The organism is Bartonella sp. AP57NXGY (assembly GCF_042195805.1).
GTDB lineage: Bacteria > Pseudomonadota > Alphaproteobacteria > Rhizobiales > Rhizobiaceae > Bartonella.
Genome location: NZ_JBHIOZ010000524.1, coordinates 1 through 705 on the forward strand (window position 1 = coordinate 1; position 705 = coordinate 705).

Annotated in this window: 1 pseudogene; it reads left to right on the forward strand. The window is 40.6% G+C overall.

The features are described 5' to 3' along the window. Nucleotides 1-496, forward strand: a pseudogene (locus ACFIL8_RS11820) (phage portal protein); the annotation flags it as partial. Between the last annotated feature and the right edge of the window lie 209 nt (nt 497-705).

Here is a 705-nt window from a genome sequence, read left to right on the forward strand (position 1 = left end):
GTGGGTTCAGAACGCAACAATAAGCGAGAAGTGCAATTCATTCCTCGTCAAATAGGGAAGGCATTGCCAAGTGAATTGCTTACAGGAGCAGCAGAATGGTTTCGCGACATGGCACATGCTGAATATGCAGATAGTGATGCTTTCCAAGATGCTGTCATTTGTGGAATGGGGTGGACTGATACCCGCCTTGATTATGAGAACAGCCTCGATGGTGAACCGGTCATTACGCGTTTAGATCCTTTAAAAATGGTCTGGGATAGTGCGGCAGTGCAACCGAATTTAACCGATGCACAACGTTTGTGGTATGTAGACCGCAAGCCGTTAGAAGTAGCTAAGCAGATGTTTCCCAAATCTCATTGGACAGAGCTGAGTGCAGATTGGGCAAGGGATGGGAGCTCTCATGAAGGTGTTCACTATAATGATCTTGATTATTACAGCGATGAGGGGAGCATTGATGTTGAAAACGGTCGTCGGACGGTCACGCTTGTTGAAGGACATTATAAACAAAAATACAATAAAGTCAATAGTTTGTTTGTAATTATTTTATATGAATCCACTCAAGAATCCACACTTTTATACGTGATTCATTTGACTATTTTTTATATAAGATTGCCATGCATGAATAGATCCAAAAAAGCTAATCATAAAGAAGTTTAAGAAGAAAAAACAACTTCAAAATGTCCTTCAAGCGTTTTAACTTCTTTC